Source organism: Glutamicibacter sp. NPDC088483, assembly GCF_044753145.1.
Lineage (GTDB): Bacteria > Actinomycetota > Actinomycetes > Actinomycetales > Micrococcaceae > Glutamicibacter.
In genome coordinates this window covers 21321-40556 of record NZ_JBIVMP010000002.1, presented here as the reverse complement: position 1 = coordinate 40556, position 19236 = coordinate 21321, and the positions used below count along the sequence as shown (strand labels likewise).

The 19236-nt window shown below is 56.5% G+C and carries 14 protein-coding genes and 2 tRNA genes; 2 read left to right on the top strand and 14 right to left on the bottom strand.

Features of this window, described 5'->3' with window-relative positions:
* Positions 1-18: 18 nt before the first annotated feature.
* The 4 genes from ACIP6G_RS04375 to leuC form a co-directional block, all read right to left on the bottom strand.
* Entirely contained in the window at positions 19-702 is a 684-nt protein-coding gene (locus ACIP6G_RS04375; RefSeq protein ID WP_105661158.1) for a 1-acyl-sn-glycerol-3-phosphate acyltransferase, read from the bottom strand.
* Positions 703-797: 95 nt separating this feature from the next.
* On the bottom strand, positions 798-2117 hold the full coding sequence (gene murA, locus ACIP6G_RS04370; protein ID WP_332503888.1) for a UDP-N-acetylglucosamine 1-carboxyvinyltransferase: 1320 nt from the start codon (positions 2115-2117) through the stop codon (positions 798-800).
* A 257-nt stretch (positions 2118-2374) separates the two neighbouring features.
* Positions 2375-2980, bottom strand: a complete 606-nt coding sequence (leuD, locus tag ACIP6G_RS04365; RefSeq protein WP_013348787.1) for a 3-isopropylmalate dehydratase small subunit — start codon at positions 2978-2980, stop codon at positions 2375-2377.
* Positions 2981-2994: 14 nt separating this feature from the next.
* Positions 2995-4434: a 3-isopropylmalate dehydratase large subunit gene (leuC, locus tag ACIP6G_RS04360; protein ID WP_041649644.1), complete on the bottom strand. Its 1440-nt coding sequence runs from the start codon at positions 4432-4434 to the stop codon at positions 2995-2997.
* 122 nt (positions 4435-4556) lie between these two features.
* On the opposite strand from leuC, the gene ACIP6G_RS04355 reads away from it, so the two are divergent.
* Positions 4557-5282, top strand: coding sequence for an IclR family transcriptional regulator (locus tag ACIP6G_RS04355; protein WP_105659150.1), 726 nt, complete (start codon positions 4557-4559; stop codon positions 5280-5282).
* 27 nt (positions 5283-5309) lie between these two features.
* Here the strand turns inward: ACIP6G_RS04355 and thiL are convergent, their stop codons facing one another.
* From thiL to ACIP6G_RS04305, 10 genes are all read right to left on the bottom strand, one after another.
* Positions 5310-6257: a thiamine-phosphate kinase gene (gene thiL, locus ACIP6G_RS04350; RefSeq protein ID WP_400288807.1), complete on the bottom strand. Its 948-nt coding sequence runs from the start codon at positions 6255-6257 to the stop codon at positions 5310-5312.
* Positions 6258-6332: 75 nt separating this feature from the next.
* A complete protein-coding gene (locus ACIP6G_RS04345; RefSeq protein WP_400288805.1) occupies positions 6333-7976 on the bottom strand; it encodes a GTPase in 1644 nt (547 codons plus the stop codon).
* Positions 7976-9742, bottom strand: coding sequence for a dynamin family protein (locus ACIP6G_RS04340; RefSeq protein ID WP_400288803.1), 1767 nt, complete (start codon positions 9740-9742; stop codon positions 7976-7978). Before ACIP6G_RS04340 ends, ACIP6G_RS04345 begins: the two co-directional genes overlap by 1 nt.
* Before the next feature lie 99 nt (positions 9743-9841).
* Positions 9842-9917, bottom strand: a tRNA-Glu gene (locus ACIP6G_RS04335).
* A gap of 48 nt (positions 9918-9965) precedes the next feature.
* Positions 9966-10037, bottom strand: a tRNA-Gln gene (locus tag ACIP6G_RS04330).
* A gap of 686 nt (positions 10038-10723) precedes the next feature.
* A complete protein-coding gene (gene gltX, locus ACIP6G_RS04325; RefSeq protein ID WP_400288800.1) occupies positions 10724-12229 on the bottom strand; it encodes a glutamate--tRNA ligase in 1506 nt (501 codons plus the stop codon).
* A 101-nt stretch (positions 12230-12330) separates the two neighbouring features.
* Complete coding sequence (locus ACIP6G_RS04320; RefSeq protein WP_400288798.1) at positions 12331-13095, bottom strand: fumarylacetoacetate hydrolase family protein; 765 nt, start codon at positions 13093-13095, stop codon at positions 12331-12333.
* Between the two features lie 129 nt (positions 13096-13224).
* Positions 13225-15396 carry a hypothetical protein gene (locus ACIP6G_RS04315; protein ID WP_400288795.1) on the bottom strand — a complete coding sequence of 724 codons (2172 nt, stop codon included), beginning with the start codon at positions 15394-15396 and terminating at the stop codon, positions 13225-13227.
* A 155-nt stretch (positions 15397-15551) separates the two neighbouring features.
* Complete coding sequence (locus tag ACIP6G_RS04310) at positions 15552-16646, bottom strand: branched-chain amino acid aminotransferase (protein ID WP_400288793.1); 1095 nt, start codon at positions 16644-16646, stop codon at positions 15552-15554.
* 115 nt (positions 16647-16761) lie between these two features.
* Positions 16762-17820 carry a 3-isopropylmalate dehydrogenase gene (locus ACIP6G_RS04305; RefSeq protein ID WP_105659143.1) on the bottom strand — a complete coding sequence of 353 codons (1059 nt, stop codon included), beginning with the start codon at positions 17818-17820 and terminating at the stop codon, positions 16762-16764.
* Between the two features lie 183 nt (positions 17821-18003).
* Here ACIP6G_RS04305 and ACIP6G_RS04300 point away from each other — a divergent pair, with 183 nt between their 5' ends.
* Positions 18004-19236: a sensor histidine kinase gene (locus tag ACIP6G_RS04300; RefSeq protein ID WP_105659142.1), complete on the top strand. Its 1233-nt coding sequence runs from the start codon at positions 18004-18006 to the stop codon at positions 19234-19236.

Genomic DNA, 19236 nt, shown 5'->3' with positions numbered 1-19236 from the left:
AGGTGTTGATCAAGGTAATTAGTTATCCGGGGTATCGAAATTGCGTCCAGTCTTCGACTGGCCATGCTTGCTGGGATCCCAACGCGCAGCTGGTGCTTCTTCTTGGCGCAGTTCTGCGGTCAGTGCGGTGATCGCGTCCATGATGCGATCGGTGGCTTCTTGCAGCACTGCACGAGTCCGCGGGCCATCACGCAAGTCATCAAGATCCACTGGCTGGCCAACTGACACCGTGACGTGCTTTCGCGGGAACGGATACATTTTCTTGGAATAGCGCGGCAGCAGTTCCTGGTCGCCCCAGTGAGCCATCGGTACCACTGGTGCGCCAGTCTGCAGGGCCAAACGTGCGGCACCGGTTCGTCCTACCATTGGCCACAGAGCAGGGTCGCGGGTCAGAGTCCCTTCCGGGTAAATGACTATGACCCCGCCGGCGTCCAAGACTTTTCGGGCCGCGGCCAGCGATTCGCCAGCATTGGATGCGCTGCGTGACACCGGAACCTGGCCGGTCTCGCGCAGCATCCATCCGAGCACTGGGATCTTGAACAAGGATTCCTTGGCCAGCCAGCGTGGCAGCCGGCCATTGCTGTAAATAGCATGGCCGACAACCAGCGGATCAATCTCGGTCAGGTGATTGGGGCAAAGGATGTACCCGCCCGGAGGGAGGGTTTCGAAGCCCTTCCACGTTTTGCCCATCAAACCGTTCATGGCAGAACGGACAATGCCCGCCAATAGCGAGAAAACCCGTTTAGTCTTAGCAGATTCGCCAGGGGCCAGAATCTTTACCACGAATCGGATCCCCTTTAGTTGCTCAGCTCTACATTTGCGCCCAGGGCCTGCAGCTTCTCCATGAAGTGCTCGTAGCCTCGGTTGATGATTTCAATGCCGGTGACCTTGCTGGTGCCTTCGGCAGCCAGGGCAGCGATCAAATGGGAGAATCCGCCACGAAGATCAGGAACATCGATGTCGGCACCGGTCAGCTTCGCTGGGCCAACGACAACAGCAGAATGCTTGAAGTTGCGCTGCCCGAAGCGGCAAGGGGTGGATCCGAGGCAGTCGGTGTGAACCTGGACGGTGGAACCCATGCGAACCAGCGCATCGGTGAATCCGAAGCGGTTCTCATACACGGTCTCGTGAATGACCGATACACCCTTGGCCTGGGTCAGGGCCACTACCAGCGGCTGCTGCCAGTCAGTCATGAAGCCCGGGTGGACGTCGGTTTCCAGGATCAGTGGATTAAGGTCTCCACCTGGGTGATAGAAGCGAATGCCGTCGGACTTGACGTCGAATTCACCACCTATCTGGCGGTAGACGTGCAGGAAAGCAGTCAAATCACGCTGGGTCGCGTCCTGGACGAAAATGTCGCCCTTGGTGACCAGCGCGGCAGAGGCCCATGACGCGGCTTCGTTGCGGTCAGGCAAAGCGGAGTGATCGAAGCCCGTAAGCTTCTCAACACCCTGGATGCGGATCACGCGGTCGCGGTGCACCGAGATGATGGCGCCCATCTTCTGCAGCAGCGAGATCAGGTCTAGGATTTCTGGCTCAATGGCCGCGTTGCTGACTTCGGTGACACCCTTGGCTCGAACGGCCGAGAGCAGTACCTGTTCGGTGGTGCCGACACTTGGGTATTGCAGTTCAACCTTGGCGCCGGTCAGCCCATTAGGGGCCGAGATGCGGATGCCATCGGCAGCCTTGTCAACGATCGCTCCAAAGTCGCGCAGCACTTCCAGGTGGAAGTCAATCGGACGGTCGCCGATGCGGCAGCCACCCAGATCCGGGATGAACGCTTCGCCCAGGGCGTGGATCAATGGTCCGCAGAAAAGAATAGGGATACGCGAGTCACCGGCATGGGCATCGATCGCCTGGTTCGAGGCGGTCTTGACCTGGGTAGGGTCCATGGTGAGATCGCCGGTTTCAGGGTCCTGGTCAACCTTGACACCGTGGATTTCAAGAAGGCTGCGCACGACAGCTACATCTTTGATCTCCGGTACGTTGCGCAATACCGAAGGGGTATCGCCAAGCAGAGCCGCGACCATGGCTTTTGGCACTAGGTTCTTTGCTCCGCCGACTCGTACGGTGCCCTTGAGCGGGACACCACCATGGATCGTCAGGATCTTACCCATGTATGAATTACCTCATCGCGTAGTCGTTATCGCCCGCCGAAGCCTCTAGGCTTTCGAACTGGCAGGACTAAGTAAGCATACCGCCTCTGTACCTGCCAGTATGCCCAGATCATCTCGTGGCGCACACATTGTGAGCATGCTTTCAGACAGACCTATTATGCTCTGCCGAAATTCATTCCATCAGGAATGCAATAATCCGCTCACCCCTAACAACGTCAGGGAGGAGCGGACCATTCCAATTACTTTGAACTCGTTGCTTAGCCTGCGGTTCGTGCCGGCAAAGTCTGCGGCTTATGCGCAGGACGCTTGGCTTCGTATGCGGTGATATCCTCCTCATGCTGCAAGGTCAGGCCGATATCGTCCAGGCCTTCCATCAAGCGCCAGCGGGTGTAGTCGTCAATCTGGAACGGTGCCGAGATGGAACCGCACTGGACCGTACGCGATTCCAGGTCAACGGTGACCGTGGTGCCGGGATTGTTCTCCAGTTCCTTCCAGATCAATTCAATATCGCTCTGGGCCACTTCAGCAGCAACCAGTCCCTGCTTGCCCGAGTTCCCACGGAAAATATCGGCAAAACGAGCGGAGATCACAGCCTTGAATCCGTAGTCCTTCAACGCCCAGACAGCGTGCTCGCGCGAAGAACCGGTGCCGAAGTCGGGACCTGCCACCAGCACGGAGCCCGTATTGAAAGGTTCCTGGTTCAGGATGAAGTTCTCATCCCGTCGCCAACCCGCGAACAACGCATCCTCGAATCCGGTACGGGTGATGCGCTTGAGGTAAACAGCAGGAATAATCTGGTCCGTGTCCACATTGCTCTGGCGCAGTGGAACACCAATACCGGTGTGGCTGACAATCTTTTCCATGACGGTGATCCTTCCTAGACCGAAGCCGGTGCGTTGACAAGGTCGCTAGGCGACGAGAGAGTTCCACGGATTGCGGTAGCCGCGGCCACCAGCGGCGACACCAGGTGGGTACGTCCGCCCTTGCCCTGGCGTCCTTCGAAGTTGCGGTTGGAGGTGGACGCGCAGCGCTCCCCCTCGGCCAGCTGGTCCGGGTTCATGCCCAGGCACATGGAGCAACCTGCAAAGCGCCATTCAGCACCGAAATCCTTGAAAATCTGGTCCAGGCCTTCTGCTTCGGCTTCCAGCCGAACACGCGCCGAGCCGGGTACCACGATCATGCGGACATCAGGATCCTTTTCCTTGCCCTTGATGACCTGAGCTGCTGCACGCAGGTCCTCCATGCGGGAGTTGGTGCAGGACCCCAGGAAGACGGTATCCACGCGGATGTCCTTCAGCGGAGTGCCGCCGGTCAGACCCATGTAGTTCAAAGCACGCTCGCAGGCCTTGCGATCATTCTCGTCTTCGAAGTCTTCCGGAGAAGGCACATTCTCAGACAGCGATACACCCTGGCCCGGGTTGGTACCCCAGGTGACAAATGGTTCAAGTTCATCTGCATTCAAGAAGACTTCAGCGTCGAAGCGCGCGCCTTCATCGGTGTGCAGCTGCTTCCAGTCCTCGACGGCGGCGTCCCAGTCTTCGCCTGCCGGTGCGTGCGGGCGCCCCTTGACGTATTCGAAGGTGGTCTCGTCCGGAGCGATCATGCCGGCGCGGGCGCCAGCCTCGATGGACATGTTGCAGATGGTCATGCGGGCATCCATGGACAGCGAACGAATCGCTGAACCACGGTACTCCAGCACGTATCCCTGGCCGCCACCGGTACCGATCTTGGCAATGACCGCCAAGATGATGTCCTTGGAGGTAACACCAGGCTTCAAGGTGCCTTCGACGTTAATCGCCATGGTCTTGAATGGCTTCAAGCTCAGCGACTGGGTGGCCATGACATGCTCGACTTCCGAGGTGCCGATACCCAAAGCAAGGGCTCCGAAGGCGCCATGGGTCGAAGTATGCGAATCACCGCAGACAACAGTCATGCCTGGCTGGGTCAGACCCAGCTGCGGACCTACCACGTGAACGATGCCCTGCTCCTTGTCGCCCAAGGAGTGCAGGCGAACACCGAATTCCTTGCAGTTATCCCGCAGGGTGTGGATCTGGGTGCGGCTGGTCAGGTCGGCAATGGGCTTGTCAATATCCAGCGTGGGAGTGTTGTGGTCTTCGGTCGCAATCGTCAGGTCTGGACGACGCAGCGGACGGCCAGCCAGGCGCAGGCCCTCGAAGGCCTGCGGCGAGGTCACCTCGTGCAGCAGGTGGAGATCAATGTAGATCAAATCCGGCTGGCGGGCTTCACCTTCGCCTTCTCCTCGGCGCACAACATGTGCATTCCAGACTTTTTCTGCCAATGTCTGGGGCGACTGCATGGCGGACATGCGACACACTCCTCAAGCTACGAACATTTGATACTCCAACTTTGACACTTCATAGATCGACTTTTCCAGTATGCGGACTTGAATCTCAAATACTGAGACGTGATACTGGAACTATGACAACAGGCAGCGGCGTAGGCGTACTGGACAAGGCAGCAGCCATTCTCAACGCATTGGAGAATGGCCCCACTTCCTTGTCCCAGCTGGTGGAACTCACCGAGATTTCGCGTCCTACGGTGCACCGCATTGCGCAATCGCTGGTTCACCATGGATTGGTGGGACGCGACATGCATGGCCGCTTTGAACTGGGAAACCGTCTGGTGGAACTCGCCAGCGCCGCTGGCGAAGACCGATTGGTCAGCGCCGCTGGCCCCGTGCTCATCAAGCTTCGCGACCTCACCGGTGAAAGCACGCAGATTTTCCGCAAGCAGGGCGATTATCGTGTGTGCATCGCCAGTGCTGAGCGTCCAATCGGCCTGCGTGACACCATCCCTGTTGGAACCCAGCTGTCCATGAAAGCCGGCTCGGCAGCCCAGATTCTGCTCGCCTGGGAAGACAATGAACGCATGGTCGATGGATTGCATCACGCGCGCTTCACGCCGACAATTCTGGCTGGCGTCCGTCGACGTGGTTGGGCCCAGTCGCTGGGAGAACGCGAGCCAGGTGTTGCTTCCGTATCGGCACCTGTTCGCGGTCAGTCCGGACGAGTCATCGCGGCTCTGTCCTTATCCGGCCCGATTGAACGGCTCACGCGCCAGCCGGGGAAGATTCACCACGAAGCCGTGACTAGCGCCGCCCACGAGCTTTCTGAACTGCTGCGCATCCAGAATGATCGCGCGTAGCCAGCTCTTGAAGCACGTTCGGTGCAGCTAGCCGAAGTGGTCAAAGCCTGTCTCGGGCTTTGAGACCTTGCCATCAAGTTTCACTACTGCGCGGCGGCCATTAGCCGGCTTGGCAGCACCAATTACGGTGAATTCCTCTGGGATTTCAATTCCCTCTGGGAAGGCGGCAAGGAGTCCAAAATCTTCGCCGCCGTACAGTACCCACGACATCGGATCGGTGCCTGTCAGTTCTGACGCGGCTTCCAAGCGAACAGCATAATCCTGCAGCGCGGAAGACTCTAACTCGAGATTCACATGGCTGGCTTTGGCCAGGCGCCCAGCGTCACGGATCAGCCCATCAGATATGTCCATCATGGCTGTAGCACCAGCTCCCGCGGCACGCGGGCCGGATTCCAACGGTGGCACGGGTCGGCACTGCGCCTGGACCAGCCGGCGCACCGCCCGGCTCCAGTCTTGTTCGTTGCGATCATGTTCCAGGACGGAAAGCCCTGCCCCAGCTGCACCGACACGTCCTGCCACGGCAATGCGGTCGCCAACTTGGACTCCGCTCCTCAGGACCTTGCCATGCTCGCATTCGCCCAGAACTGTAGTGGTAACGGAAATTTCTTGGGACTTCCCGAGGTCTCCCCCCAGAATGGTAAGTTCCTGTGCGCCAAGTCCCTGTATCGCCTCGGCGATGCCGCGGCTGAAGTCCCTGACCCATTCCAAGGAAGTGTCCTTCGGCAGGGACAAAGAAATCACGGCGCCAGTTGCGTGACCGCCCATCGCATTAATGTCCGAAACATTTTGGGCAATGGATTTCCACCCGATGTCATAGGCTCTGTGCTCTAACCCGCTGGGCCAGATCAACCTAAAATCTTGATTCTCAACCAGAGTATCCACGGAGACGAGAACTTCCGTTCCGCGCACGCGCAGCGCGCCTGCGTCATCGCCGGGCCCGAGACTTGCTTGTTCAGAATCAAGCAGCGGCAACATCGCGTCCAGGATGCCTTGTTCCCCAAGGTCACCTACCGTTGCATCGACGTTTGGTTGGTTTGTAGTCACAGGGTTCTAATCGGCTTTCTTGGCTGCTGAGGTGATCAATGCTGAATAACTATTGAAGGTGTCCAAGTGCTGGTCAACAGGATCAATCACGGCCTGCCTGACCAAGTGGGATATCGAGCGTTCAATGTTCTTCAACGCTTTCCTACGCTTAACTTTAGCGACTATTCGGTTGACAAACGAGCAAGCCAAGCCAAGGACAATACCCAGCAGTATTCCTATGAAAACCAGCAGCGTCGGGACGGCGATTCCTTCGACCCGGGGAGCCTGTGGCAGGTCGAATTGGAAGTATCCAGCCACCGGATAGCCTGCGAGCCACAAGGCTCCGCCCAGGGCCGCAACAAGTGCCACCCATTGGATGACTTTGACTACCGGCCACCACCACGAGGACCGTTCAACACCCAGCGGTGTGCCGGCTATAGCCGCATCGATGCCGTCATCTAGTACCTCCGTATTCGCGTGCACCTTTTCACGCAGTGGCTCTTTCCAGCTTTCCGGAAGATCATTGGAAGCCTCGGAAACATACTGGTTAATGCCATGTTCGATAGCCGAAGCCTCCGCGACAGAAAGCTCTGGACGCGAAGTCAAGGACAATTCCGGGTCTTCATACCGGCGCCCAAGATTCATCCGTTTCAGCGGATCGTTGCGCAGCTTGACCAGCCACGTGGTCAAAGGCCATCCTGTTCGCGAAGCACCCCGAAGCAGGTAGGAGGTCTCCACTGCGTCAGCAATGTACTGGGCGCCGTGCGCTTTTGCGATCACACGCTCCAGCTCTGCTTGGTGCAGCTGGCTAGGCAGGCGCACCTTTTCCACCTGGAGCTCCTCACTGAGGCGGTGGATGACTTGATCAACATCTGCGCGGAGCCGACGCGTGGAAAGTGCCTTGTTTTTCGCCGCGGCCGCAATCTTGGCATGCACATCTGCGATCCCTTCGCCCGTGGCAGCAGAGGCGCAAACGATGGGAAGGTTCTCCAAGCCGGAGGTTGCCAAGATGCCGCGCAAGGAATCGACGACTTGCTTGCGTTCTTGTTGTGCAATCTTGTCAATCTGGTTCAGGACGATCAGCAGGTTCCCCTGCTGGCTGCGCAAGGAATTGAGATATCCATGGTGTATTGACGCGTCGGCGTATTTCTGCGGATCAAGCACCCATACCAGATAATCCACTTGGCCCACCAAACGAGCAGCAATCTTGTGGTGATCCACTGCCGTGGAATCCATGTCCGGTAGGTCCAACAGCAAGAGACCGGAGTCGAACTTCTTTTTCTTTCCATGTTGCGCCCGGTTGTCCTGATCGCCCATGACGTGACGAGTAGTAACTTCCAGCCAGTCCAGTAACTCGCTTGATCCTTCTGGTTCCCAGATTGCAGCGACAGTATCAGTAGTAGTCGGGCGGATGACACCCGTGGCCGCCAACTCATGCCCTACCAAAGCGTTGAACATCGTTGATTTTCCGCTGCCCGTGGCACCGAAAAGTCCTACAACCACATGTTCGGATGAAAGCTGGCGCCGAGATTCAGCACGCGTGATAACGTCCGCGGCTAGATCGATGGTTTCTGGTTCCAGATATGGTTCTGCAAGCTGCATCGCTTCCACGATGCTGTTGATTTGAGAGTTGAGACCGCTGACTGCTCTGAGAATCTTGCGCTCGGACATTAGTGAGCCCCTTTGCTGCTCAAGGCTGAGGTAATCTTGCCCAAACGATCGGCAAGCTCCGGCTGCGATTTTGCGGCTAGCTCGTCCAGGTAGATCGACGAGGTCCTATCCAGTAGATCCCGTGCCCGGGTGTCAAGCATCTTGCGGGCTTTGGTGGCCATGCGACGTACCGCATCCTCGCCAAAAATTGCTTCCAGCAGTTTCTGCCCTACCAATGCGGAGCCGCCGGCAATACCGATTTCCAGACCGGTGAGGCCCGCTGTTGACGCAAAGACCACGACCATCAGGATGACCGCCACCCCGTTGACTCCAAATGCCGCCATGCGGGCCGTCTTGCGCTTCCCGGCGCCCTCCTGCCGAATCATGTCCAAGACATCTTTTTGCCAAAGCCGGATGCTTTCCGAAGCTTGCTCATTGAGATCCTGTGGCGGGCGCGGCGATTGCAGATTAGAGCTTAACGCTTGGCCAAATGGCGTGTTCTTCCACGACCTGTCAACGTCGTGGCAGGCCTTGGTTGCCTCGGCAATGAAGACCATGTGCAGGCCTGATTCGATGGCTTGTTCAACACGATGGGTTGCTGGCGGTTTACCAGTCAGGAATGCGCCAACACGATCCCTCATCCGTCCAATGGCGCCTTCGATTCCGCGCAGCAGCTCGCCCGCTCCTACGAAGTCCTGCCACCGGGCCAGGATTTCGCCACGCAGCAATGAGCCGTCATTGAGCGAATCGTTAATTCTGGCCAGCGATTGCTCAAAGCGCTCATTGGTAATGGCGCGCAATTCAACGAGCTGTTTCTCCTGCTCTTGCAGTTCAGCGATAAGCTCACTGACATCTGCGGTGGTGCGCCGCAACGCGCCGTCAAGTGTTTGGGCCGCAATCTGCTGCCGTTTAGCGGAATCTGCTGCCAGTGAGTTCAGCCACGCGAGCAAGGGTTCCACGTGCTCACTTGGAATCAATTTCTGGTCATCCAGTTGCGTCTCGTTCAGGACATGCAGCAACGACGGATCCAGGTCCTTCTCGCTTAACAGGCGTTTCAAATCCGGAACAATATCGTCTTCGGCTCCAGGTGGCACCCTGTTCAAGACGACGCAGACGGTAATTTTCCGTGCGCCGGCTTCGGTGAGCATATCCCAAGGAAGAGCATCGGCGTATCTATTGGCTGTGGTGACAAAAATCCACAGATCTGCTGCGTTCAGAAGCTGGCCCGCCAATTCCCTGTTCTCGTCGGAAACCGAGTCGATATCCGGGGCATCGAGGATGGCCAAACCTCGTGGTACCTGCTCACGGGGCGTCATCAACAGCGCATGATTACTGGCTGCTCCGGCATCGGCATTGAAGCCACGTCCGGCTACGCGTTTAAGTTCGGGAAGAATCCGTTCAGATTCAAAGAAGGATTGGTCAACAGGGTTGAAAGCCAAGACCGGAGTCCGGGTGGTCGGACGCACGGCGCCGGAGAGACTGACAGGTTCTCCCAGAAGGGAATTGACTAGAGTCGATTTGCCCGAGCCCGTGGAGCCACCGACGACCACCAGTAGCGGTGCGCCGAGATTCGAAACTCGTGGAATCAGGTAGTCCGAGATTTGATGCAATGCCTTGTTGCGCAGTTCTTCGAACGCAGAGGCTTCTCGTGGCTGGCCATTTACAAAGGAAAGCTCTTCGAGCAGCTTCTGGAGCTCGCTCAAACGCGCCGCGGAATCACTGCCAATTTCGGTTTGCGAGGCAGTTTCCTGCGCTGAGCTCTTAGCCAGATCTGAATTCGACTCCATGAGAACTATCTTGCCTCATGCCAACAGGGAAACCCGCGAGCCTGATGCAGATTTTGTCCGGGAAACGCAAAAACCGCGGAATTCTCCGCGGTTTTACTGTGGTGACCCCAACGGGATTCGAACCCGTGTTGCCGCCGTGAGAGGGCGGAGTACTAGGCCGCTATACGATGGGGCCGTATGCTGAAGATTAATCTTCAGCTCACCAAATCTCTTTGGTGAAGCGCTGGGATACCAGGACTCGAACCTAGAATGACGGAACCAGAAACCGTTGTGTTGCCAATTACACCATATCCCACTGTGACTTGGCCTTTCCGGAATTCAGCTGAGCGTCATTCCGGCCACTGCCGTAGCACGAGATAAAACTATACCGGCCTAATGTTCAGTACACAAATCGAGCCTCGCGACCGGTGCCCCACGCAGAATCCGCGGAAAATCAGCAAAGAACAGCTGCCAGTCATCCCAAATCCGCCACTAGCCAAGCAGGGAAATTCTTGTGAAGTGAAGCACTGTCCGTGAGAAAATACTGGAGTCCCCCGTCAACGGCACATTGATAGCCGCCAACAGGGTCATCCCCTATGCAAAGCGCCTGTGCCGGCAGACCCTCTAGTTCAGCGCACCGGCCAAGGAACGGGGCACAAATGGGGTTTAGGCTTCTCCGCTTGACGCGGTTAATCTTGCCAAACTCCACGCACGCAGCAACCGCACTTCTCGCTGCCCCATGAACATAAGCCCGCCTGCCATGTACCTTTCCCGGGCATAAGCACCATCATCCGCAAAACCTGCCTCAATCCCGGCCAGTCGCTCAAGATACAGATGCGCCAGCTCCGGCTCGGACATGGACGATAAACGCGGATTGCGGCCGTTCGCACATCTACGAGTGCGTCAACAATCTCAACGAAAACGCCTCGGACAGGACCAGCTCACAGGACTGGAACCATCCGAGGCGTTCAACGTGCTTCTCAGCGGGCATTCGGCGAATAGCTAGCGGGACTCGCCAAATGCGCGCAAACGCTTGAGACTCGACTCGCGTCCAAGAATTTCCATGGACTCGAAGAGCGGTGGAGATACGCGCTTTCCCGAGATAGCAACGCGGGCTGGACCGAATGCCTGACGAGGCTTCAGTTCCAGTTCGTCCACAAGCTTCGTGCGCAGTGCTTTCTGGATGGTTTCGGCGTTCCATTCGGTAAGGGTTTCGAGGCCCTGGACGGTAGCGTCGACAACCTCAACCAGGTTTGCCGGCATTCCCTTGAGCGCTTTCTCATCAATGACAATTTCGTCATCAGACTTGAAGAGGAATTCAAGCATGTCGGTCGCTTCACCCAACAGGGCAATACGTTCCTGCACCAGCGGCGCAGCCTGGTCCAGGATGTCGTTTTCACGTTCAGTCAGCTCCTCGCCCACCAGGCCAGCGGCCTGCAGGTAAGGGACCAAACGATCACGGAAATCCTGTGCTTCGAGCATGCGCACGTGGGTTCCGTTGATTGCTTCTGCCTTCTTCACATCGAAGCGGGCAGGATTGGACAGCACATCTGCTACATCGAAGGCTTCTACCAGCTGCTCACGCGAGAAGATATCTTCATCAGCACTTAGCGACCAGCCAAGAAGCGCGAGATAGTTCAGCAGGCCTTCCGGGATGAATCCATTGTCGCGGTGCAAGAATACGCTGGATTCTGGATCACGCTTGGAGAGCTTCTTGTTGCCCTGTCCCATAACGTATGGCAGGTGGCCAAAACGCGGCATGTACTGGGCAACGCCGATATCGTGCAGCAACGCATACAAGACGACCTGGCGTGGGGTCGAGGACAACAGGTCTTCGCCACGAAGTACGTGGGTAATGCCCATCAGCGCATCATCGATTGGGTTGACCAGGGTGTACAGCGGCTTCCCGTTGGCGCGCACCACCACATAGTCGGGAACGGATCCAGCCTTGAAGGTGATCTCGCCACGTACCAGGTCATTGAAGGTAATGTCGTGATCCGGCATGCGAACACGCAATACCGGTTCACGACCCTCGGCCTTGAACGCGGTTTTCTGCTCATCGGTCAGTTCGCGGTCGAAGTTGTCGTAGCCCAGCTTCGGGTCACGGCCGGCTGCCTTGTGGCGTGCTTCAACTTCTTCTGGGGTCGAGTAGGACTCGTAAAGATGGCCTGCAGCGCGAAGCTTGGCAATGACGTCCTCGTAGATCTCACCACGCTGCGACTGGCGGTATGGCTCATGCGGACCGCCCGCGTTGACGCCCTCGTCCCAATCGATACCCAACCAAGCCAGAGCATCCAAAAGCTGGTTGTAGCTTTCCTCGGAGTCACGCTTGGCATCAGTGTCTTCGATGCGGAAGACCATTTTGCCGCCGGTGTGACGCGCGTAGGCCCAGTTGAAGAGGGCAGTACGGATCAAACCTACGTGAGGGGTACCAGTTGGGGATGGGCAAAAACGAACGCGTACCGGGGTATCTTCGGTAACAACGGGAATCAACGAAAGATCAGTCATGATGTTTTCATTCTATGCCTTCTGCAAAGAAACTTGCAGTTAAAGCGCGAGGCTCCCGATCACATTAGCGATCGAAAGCCTCACAACATCAGTGATGGTTCCTAGCGACGGAAGACGGTTCGCAATGAACCGATACCTTCGACTTCCACTTCTACAACGTCGCCTGCATTGACTAGGCCGACACCCGCAGGGGTCCCAGTCATGATGACATCGCCTGGCAGCAAGGTGAAAGCTTCGGAAGCACGAGCAACCAATTCGTTGACTGGCCAGATCATGTCGTTGGTAGTTCCATCTTGGCGAACCTCGCCATTGACGCGGCTGATAATTCCCAGATCATCCGGGTCGGCAATCTCAGTCTCAATCCACGGGCCCAGCGGGCAAGAACCGTCAAAGCCCTTGGCACGAGCCCACTGCGGATCGGTGCGCTGAGCATCGCGGGCGGTCAGGTCGTTTGCTACGGTGTAGCCGAAGATCACGTCCTGCGCCTTGTCGGCTGGAACGTCCTTGCAGATACGGCCGATCACCACGGCAAGTTCACCTTCGAAGGAAACTTCATTTGAAAACGCCGGCAGGGTGACGGGGTCTCCATGGCCGACTACGGAAGTATTCGGCTTCAAGAACATCAGCGGCTCAGCAGGAACTTCATTTCCAAGTTCCTTGGCGTGCTCGCGGTACGTGCGGCCAAAGCCCACCACCTTTGAGCGAGGGATGATCGGCGCTACCAACCGAACATCATCCAAAGGGTGCGTAGCACCAGTGGTCTTGATCCCCTGGAAAAATGGATCTCCAGCCAAAACATGAATATCGTTACCGTCGACGACGCCGTACAGCGGGTCGCTATCTACTACAAATCGTGCAATGCGCATGAATACAAGCCTAAACTATGACGTCTCGGCTTTTCCTTCACTGCAGGAACTGCGACTGCGAAATACGGCTAATGAAGGGAAGGAAATCCTCGGACGGCAATCCACCTCGGCTCGTCGCCGCGAACTTGGCTAGGTCAATTCCGGCGCCAGGGCAAGCTGCACCAGTGTGGTTTGATTTAGAATCCCGTACACGTGGCCGTCGGCACCAACGGTCAATCTGGTGCCGTGCCGGTCATGGCTTCGTGTGGACACGACGGAATGAGTAGTTCCTGCAACATAATCCATCACTGTTATTCCACCCCCTGCAGCATGAACCATCTTCTGCCCATCCGGCGTTGCCCTTACGTCTGCAGCTAGCCATCCAGGACGATAGGAAGTGTTTTTAACGTTGTTGACGATATGCCGTTTCTTCAACTGTCCGCTGTCCAAGTCCAGCAAGGCTACACCTTGCAGATCGGCTACGGCCAGCCAACCGCCGGTAATCACAGGTGAATACAACGCGCCAGCGGATTCCACAGGACTTGTTTCCCAGAGGATCTTGCGGGACGCTATGTGCATCTTGAAGACCTTGGCAGGACTTTTCGTATCTTCAACGCCATATCCGTTGCGTACCGAAGTGGTGCCATAGAGATACGATTCATCGGCGGCTAGCCCGATGATGGAATGGCCTGAAACGAATCCTTTGCCGTCCCCGTCAAGAACCCAAGAGACCGTATCAGTAGCAGGATCAATCTTCCCCAGAACACCGCCTGAAACTCCATATTCCGGAACAGTTCCGAAAAACACGCTGGATGAATTTGCTGCCCAGCCAAAGGGCCTCGATTGCGAGTACTCAGTGAGCAGCCGTGCAATCCGGTCATAGTTTCTGTCGGCGTTGTTTTGAGGTGTCTCCATGAGGACCAGGTCAGCACTACCGTAGGAACCGATATAGGTTTTGTTCTGGTCGTATTCGACCATTCCTTCGATCTGATTGATCACCTGCTCGTCATCGCCGGAGTTCCAACGAACGCCAGTTTCCGGATTCAACGCGGCGACACCGTTCGCCTTGTAACCTCCGATATAGATGTTTCCGTCACTGTGTCCGAGCAGCGATTGGATCTTGATGGCGCTCGGGGTCAATCTGATTTCGCGGGTAGCGCGTACGCGATTCAAACCCAAATCGAATGTTTCGCAGAGAATCCCATCGGTTGTCGTACTGAAGATGAGGATGCGCCCATTCTGCGGAATGATGCACAAGATGCCACGCGCCTCGACTTTTCCGAGCTGCTTGTCATCCATTCCCTGGAATGCAGTTGAATGCAGATGGCCGGCAGTGATGCTGAAGAATCTCCCCGAACTGGCCTTGGAAATCTCGCGCGATGCCCATACCCGGGTCACTGGCTCGTGCCATTTCATCGTCCGGGTATCGAGTATGAGTTGTTCAGAAACGGAGCTAACGGTAACAGCGAGGTAGTGCCCGATAGGGTCGATTGACCCAATGAATCCATGGGCCACATCCACTGGAAGGTCTATTTCACGTACTGCATCCGGCTTCCCCGCCTCAAAGGTGAATAGCCTAGGATTCCGAGACCCCGTTCCCATCCAAACCCTGCCCCGGCCATCCAATGCCAGCCGGCGGATATAGTCGGTGTCTTCGGCTACACGATCAAATACTCGAAGATTCTTGCTTTCGACGTTGTAGTTGAAGCTTGCGCCGAGTGGATAGGTTCCTCCCCACAAATTGCCGCTCGAATCAAGCCGAAGCTCATATGCAACCGAGGCGCCTTCAACGTCCACCAGGGTAGTGAACTGCTCAGGAGTTGCTGGATTCCATGCGAGAACACTCCCGTCCACACTGACATATAGTGTTTGCCGGGGTTCATCCCAAACCATCGAATCAATTCCGTGCCCGCTGTCATCGGGCAAATTCAACGTGTGAATAGCGTTGCCGACGGAGGGATCGATTATTTGCAGTTCATTGATATGCCCGACAACAGACACCGCCAACCGAAGCTTCGAAGAATTGCGATAGTTGGTTAGAGGTACCGCCTCTAGAATCTTCAGCGTCGAATATGCTCTGCCGAAGACCTTTTCATGGCCACTAATTTCTTTCCCACTCTTCAGATTCGCTAAATACCGCATATCGGGAGTCGGTTTCGGCGTGGGGCTCGGAGACGGGGTCACTGAAGGAGCGCTAATCTCAGAGGCCCGACGGTCCGGGAAGAGGAAAGAAAGCCCTGCGGCGGTTCCACCAACAACAGCCAGACCGAGCAAGCTTCGTCTTGCAATGCTTCTAGTTTCCCTGCGCTCTTCTCCAGACAAACATTACTCCGTTCGATCGGCCCCAGAACTTCTTGCAGTGGAGCAGCGTCTGCTACGTACTGACGCTAGCAACTGCGTTTGCACATGACCAATTCGGTTTAAAAACCACTGGTCCCGAGACTACAAGTCTCGAGACCAGCAACTTTGAGCTAGCTTTACGCCAAACGTTCCAGCCAACCGTGACGGTCTTCCACGGTACCCCGCTGAATTCCCAGCAGTTCTTCGCGAATGGACATGGTCACCTCACCGGCTGCAGCATTCTCCTCACCAATGAGCTCTTCGCCGTTCTTCAGCAGGCCGATTGGGGTGATCACCGCTGCTGTACCGCAAGCAAAGACCTCGGCAATATCGCCTGAGGCGATGCCTTCACGCCACTCATCCAGGGTGATCTTGCGTTCTTCGACCTCCATGCCGCGATCCTTCGCGAGCTGGATGACCGACGAACGGGTCACGCCTTCAAGGATGGTTCCGGTCAACGCTGGGGTCACCAGCTTGTTGTCCTTCGTTACGAAGAAGACATTCATGCCCCCGAGCTCTTCAACGGCATTGTCATTGAAGGAGTCAAGGAACAGAACCTGCTTGCAGCCGTTTTCTTCAGCTTCCAGCTGGGCTACGAGCGAGGCCGCGTAGTTGCCACCGCACTTAGCCGAACCTGTACCGCCTCGGCCTGCTCGTGCGTAGTTCTTCGATACCCAAATAGCCACTGGCTTGAGTTCGCCACCGAAGTAATTGCCTGCTGGAGATGCGATGACGCGGTAGGAAACCTCACGCGCTGCACGCACACCAAGGAATGCTTCGGTAGCAATCATGAATGGACGCAGGTACAGGGCTTCGCCGTCACCGGTAGGAACCCAATCGATATCCGTTGCCACCAGCTTGCGCAGCGAGTCGACGAAAACGTCTTCATCCAGCTGCGGAAGTGCTAGGCGCTGAGCCGACTTGTTCATGCGGGCAGCGTTGGCCTGCGGGCGGAAAGTCCATACCGAACCATCGGCGTGGCGGTAGGCCTTCAGGCCTTCGAAGATTTCCTGGCCATAATGCAGGACCGAGGCGGCCGGATCCATGGCGATAGGGCCGTATGGCTCAATTCGAGCATCATGCCATTCACCGTTACGGCCGCTATCGTCTGCTGACCAGTCGATGACTGCGGTGTGGTCAGTGAAGAAGTCTCCGAACCCAGGATTAGCCAAGACGCCGGCTCGGTCCTGTTCGCTCTTGCGATTCGTTGAGAGATTTTCGGTGAATTCCATCTACCCTGGACTTCCTAGTTCAATAAACAAAGAACGGATGCTCCACGCCTCTGCGGAACATCCGTTCGTGGATTTGGCTACTGGTTATCAGCTAACCAGAAACGTCACTTTCAGCTTATGCCAGTAACGCGACAATTGCATCGCCAATTTCACTTGTGGTGCGATTATCGGTCAATTCTTGACGTGAAGTGATCTCTTTTTCAACAGCTTGCTCAACTGTGCGAGCTTCTTCAGCCAACCCGAGGTGATCAAGCATCAGTGCCACGGACAGAATCGCCGCGGTTGGGTCTGCCTTCTGCTGGCCGGCAATATCCGGAGCCGAACCATGAACCGGCTCGAACATCGATGGGTAGGTACGGTCCATATTGATGTTGCCACTGGCTGCCAGGCCAATACCACCGGTAATGGCGCCGGCCTGGTCGGTGAGGATGTCGCCAAAGAGGTTGTCAGTGACAATCACGTCGAAACGCGATGGGTCCGTGGTCAAGAAGATGGTAGCCGCATCCACGTGCAGGTAATCGTGGGTAACCTCTGGGAATTCCTGCGCCACCATTTCGACAGTGCGCTTCCACAAATGCCCGGCGTGCACCAACACGTTGTGCTTGTGCACCAGGGTGACACGCTTGCGTTCACGCTCTGATGCACGGCGGAATGCGTCGCGGACAACACGTTCCACACCATAGGCGGTATTTACCGATACTTCGGTAGCGATTTCATGCGCGGTGCCCGTGCGCACCGAACCGCCGTTGCCTACATACGGGCCTTCGGTACCTTCGCGAACCACCACGAAGTCAATTTCACCGGGGTTAGCCAGGGGGCTCTCAATTCCAGGATAGAGCTTAGCCGGACGCAGATTCACGAAATGATCCAGCGAGAAGCGGAGCTTCAGAAGCATTTCGCGCTCGATAATTCCGGACGGAATGCGCGTATCTCCAGGGGCAGCGCCAACAGCGCCGAAGAGAATGGCATCGTGCTTCTTAAGAGCTTCCAGCGTCGCATCCGGAAGTGTTTCGCCAGTCGCCAGCCAATGCTCTGCACCAAGCTTGTAGTCGGTCAGCTTGATCTCGTTCTTGCCACCATTAGTGACGAACTTCAGAACCTTAACCGCTTCGGCAACAACTTCTGGGCCAATACCGTCACCCGGAATGACCGCAATATCAATTACATTTCCCATGGCACAGATTCTATCGACTAGCGTCCGCCATTTGAGAGTTCATCTCAAATAATGAGATTTGATGAGTTTCCGCCGACATATTTCCTCCCTGGGCATGAGGCATCGCCGTCTTCATTGCCGATAACCTTGGATAAACAGATCCTTTGCTTCGCTATACGGATCAACAGCTACTAAAACGTTGAATTGCAGGAACTCTTGATCTTTGCCAATCCCCACCGTCGAATTGACGGTTGGATCCGCGAGAATCCCGGACGGGTAGATTTCATCACCGGCCTGCTGTACACGCTGTTCTGCATACCGGCCGCCCTCAGCCTCGCTTCTTCGATGTCAGTTGCCGCCGTTCTCGCCGTGCTGAGCCTTTCTCTTCTCCAGTCAGCTCCGCTGATGGTGCGGCGCCGCTGCCCATGGGCAGCGACCCTCGTTGTCGCCACCGGGCATGTATTGCAACTGGGCTTTGACGGGCTAATGATGTTCTCGCAAGTATCCGTTCCAATCATGGTTTATACCATGGCTGTCTACGGGAAACGCTGGCAGTCATTCAGCACGCTGGGGCTGGGTCTGATTGGCGCGTTGTTGGCGACGTTCAGCATGTTCGGCGCCTCAAGGTACTCACCTGATCCATCCCCCGTCTTCACCTTCGACATGATGATTTCTTTCGTGGGTCTTGCATTGGTTGTCACCCTTTCTTGGACCTTCGGTGACTTAGCGCGAACGAGGCGTCTGGCCATGAAGTCCCTGAGGGATCACGCCGAACGCCTCGAGAAAGAACGCCTCACCGAGCGCGCCCTGGCAGCTTCCGACGAGAGAAACCACATCGCCCGCGAGATGCATGACATCGTGGCCCATTCGCTCTCTGTCATCATCACCCAGGCTAACGGGGCACGATATGCGGCGGCGAAAGACCCGGAGATTGCCATCGAGACCCTGAAGACAGTTTCAGATACTGGCCGCGCTTCACTGAAAGAAATGCGCAGGCTTCTGGGAGTTCTACGCAAAGATGAGGAATTGGAGAATCGCCCTCTTCCGTCATTGGCAAACGTACCTGAACTCGTAGAAAGCGTTGCCGTGTCCGGACTGAATGTCCATCTCGAAACTTCTGGAACCCCGCGGAAAGAACTACCGGCAGGCGCGGAGCTCACAATCTATCGATGCGTTCAAGAATCGCTCACGAATGTCATTAAGCACGCTGGTCCTGATACACAGACCCAAGTCCATATTGAGTGGACTTCCCGGGGCCTGAATTTGAGCGTCAGCGACGATGGGCGAGGTGCCGGTTCCATCGTCCTGGAAGGCGTAGGACAAGGTCTGCAGGGAATGAAAGAACGCGTAGCCTTATATGAAGGTACCTGCACTGCACTCCCCCGGACCGGGGGCGGTTTCGCCGTTAATGTTTTCATCCCTTACACCGAGGACTAA

Coding starts and splice junctions, on each gene's coding strand:
- ACIP6G_RS04375 (WP_105661158.1), bottom strand. CDS start 702: ATGAACGGTTTGATGGGCAAAACGTGGAAGGGCTTCGAAACCCTCCCT.
- murA (WP_332503888.1), bottom strand. CDS start 2,117: ATGGGTAAGATCCTGACGATCCATGGTGGTGTCCCGCTCAAGGGCACC.
- leuD (WP_013348787.1), bottom strand. CDS start 2,980: ATGGAAAAGATTGTCAGCCACACCGGTATTGGTGTTCCACTGCGCCAG.
- leuC (WP_041649644.1), bottom strand. CDS start 4,434: ATGCAGTCGCCCCAGACATTGGCAGAAAAAGTCTGGAATGCACATGTT.
- ACIP6G_RS04355 (WP_105659150.1), top strand. CDS start 4,557: ATGACAACAGGCAGCGGCGTAGGCGTACTGGACAAGGCAGCAGCCATT.
- thiL (WP_400288807.1), bottom strand. CDS start 6,257: ATGTTGCCGCTGCTTGATTCTGAACAAGCAAGTCTCGGGCCCGGCGAT.
- ACIP6G_RS04345 (WP_400288805.1), bottom strand. CDS start 7,976: ATGTCCGAGCGCAAGATTCTCAGAGCAGTCAGCGGTCTCAACTCTCAA.
- ACIP6G_RS04340 (WP_400288803.1), bottom strand. CDS start 9,742: ATGGAGTCGAATTCAGATCTGGCTAAGAGCTCAGCGCAGGAAACTGCC.
- gltX (WP_400288800.1), bottom strand. CDS start 12,229: ATGACTGATCTTTCGTTGATTCCCGTTGTTACCGAAGATACCCCGGTA.
- ACIP6G_RS04320 (WP_400288798.1), bottom strand. CDS start 13,095: ATGCGCATTGCACGATTTGTAGTAGATAGCGACCCGCTGTACGGCGTC.
- ACIP6G_RS04310 (WP_400288793.1), bottom strand. CDS start 16,646: ATGGAATTCACCGAAAATCTCTCAACGAATCGCAAGAGCGAACAGGAC.
- ACIP6G_RS04305 (WP_105659143.1), bottom strand. CDS start 17,820: ATGGGAAATGTAATTGATATTGCGGTCATTCCGGGTGACGGTATTGGC.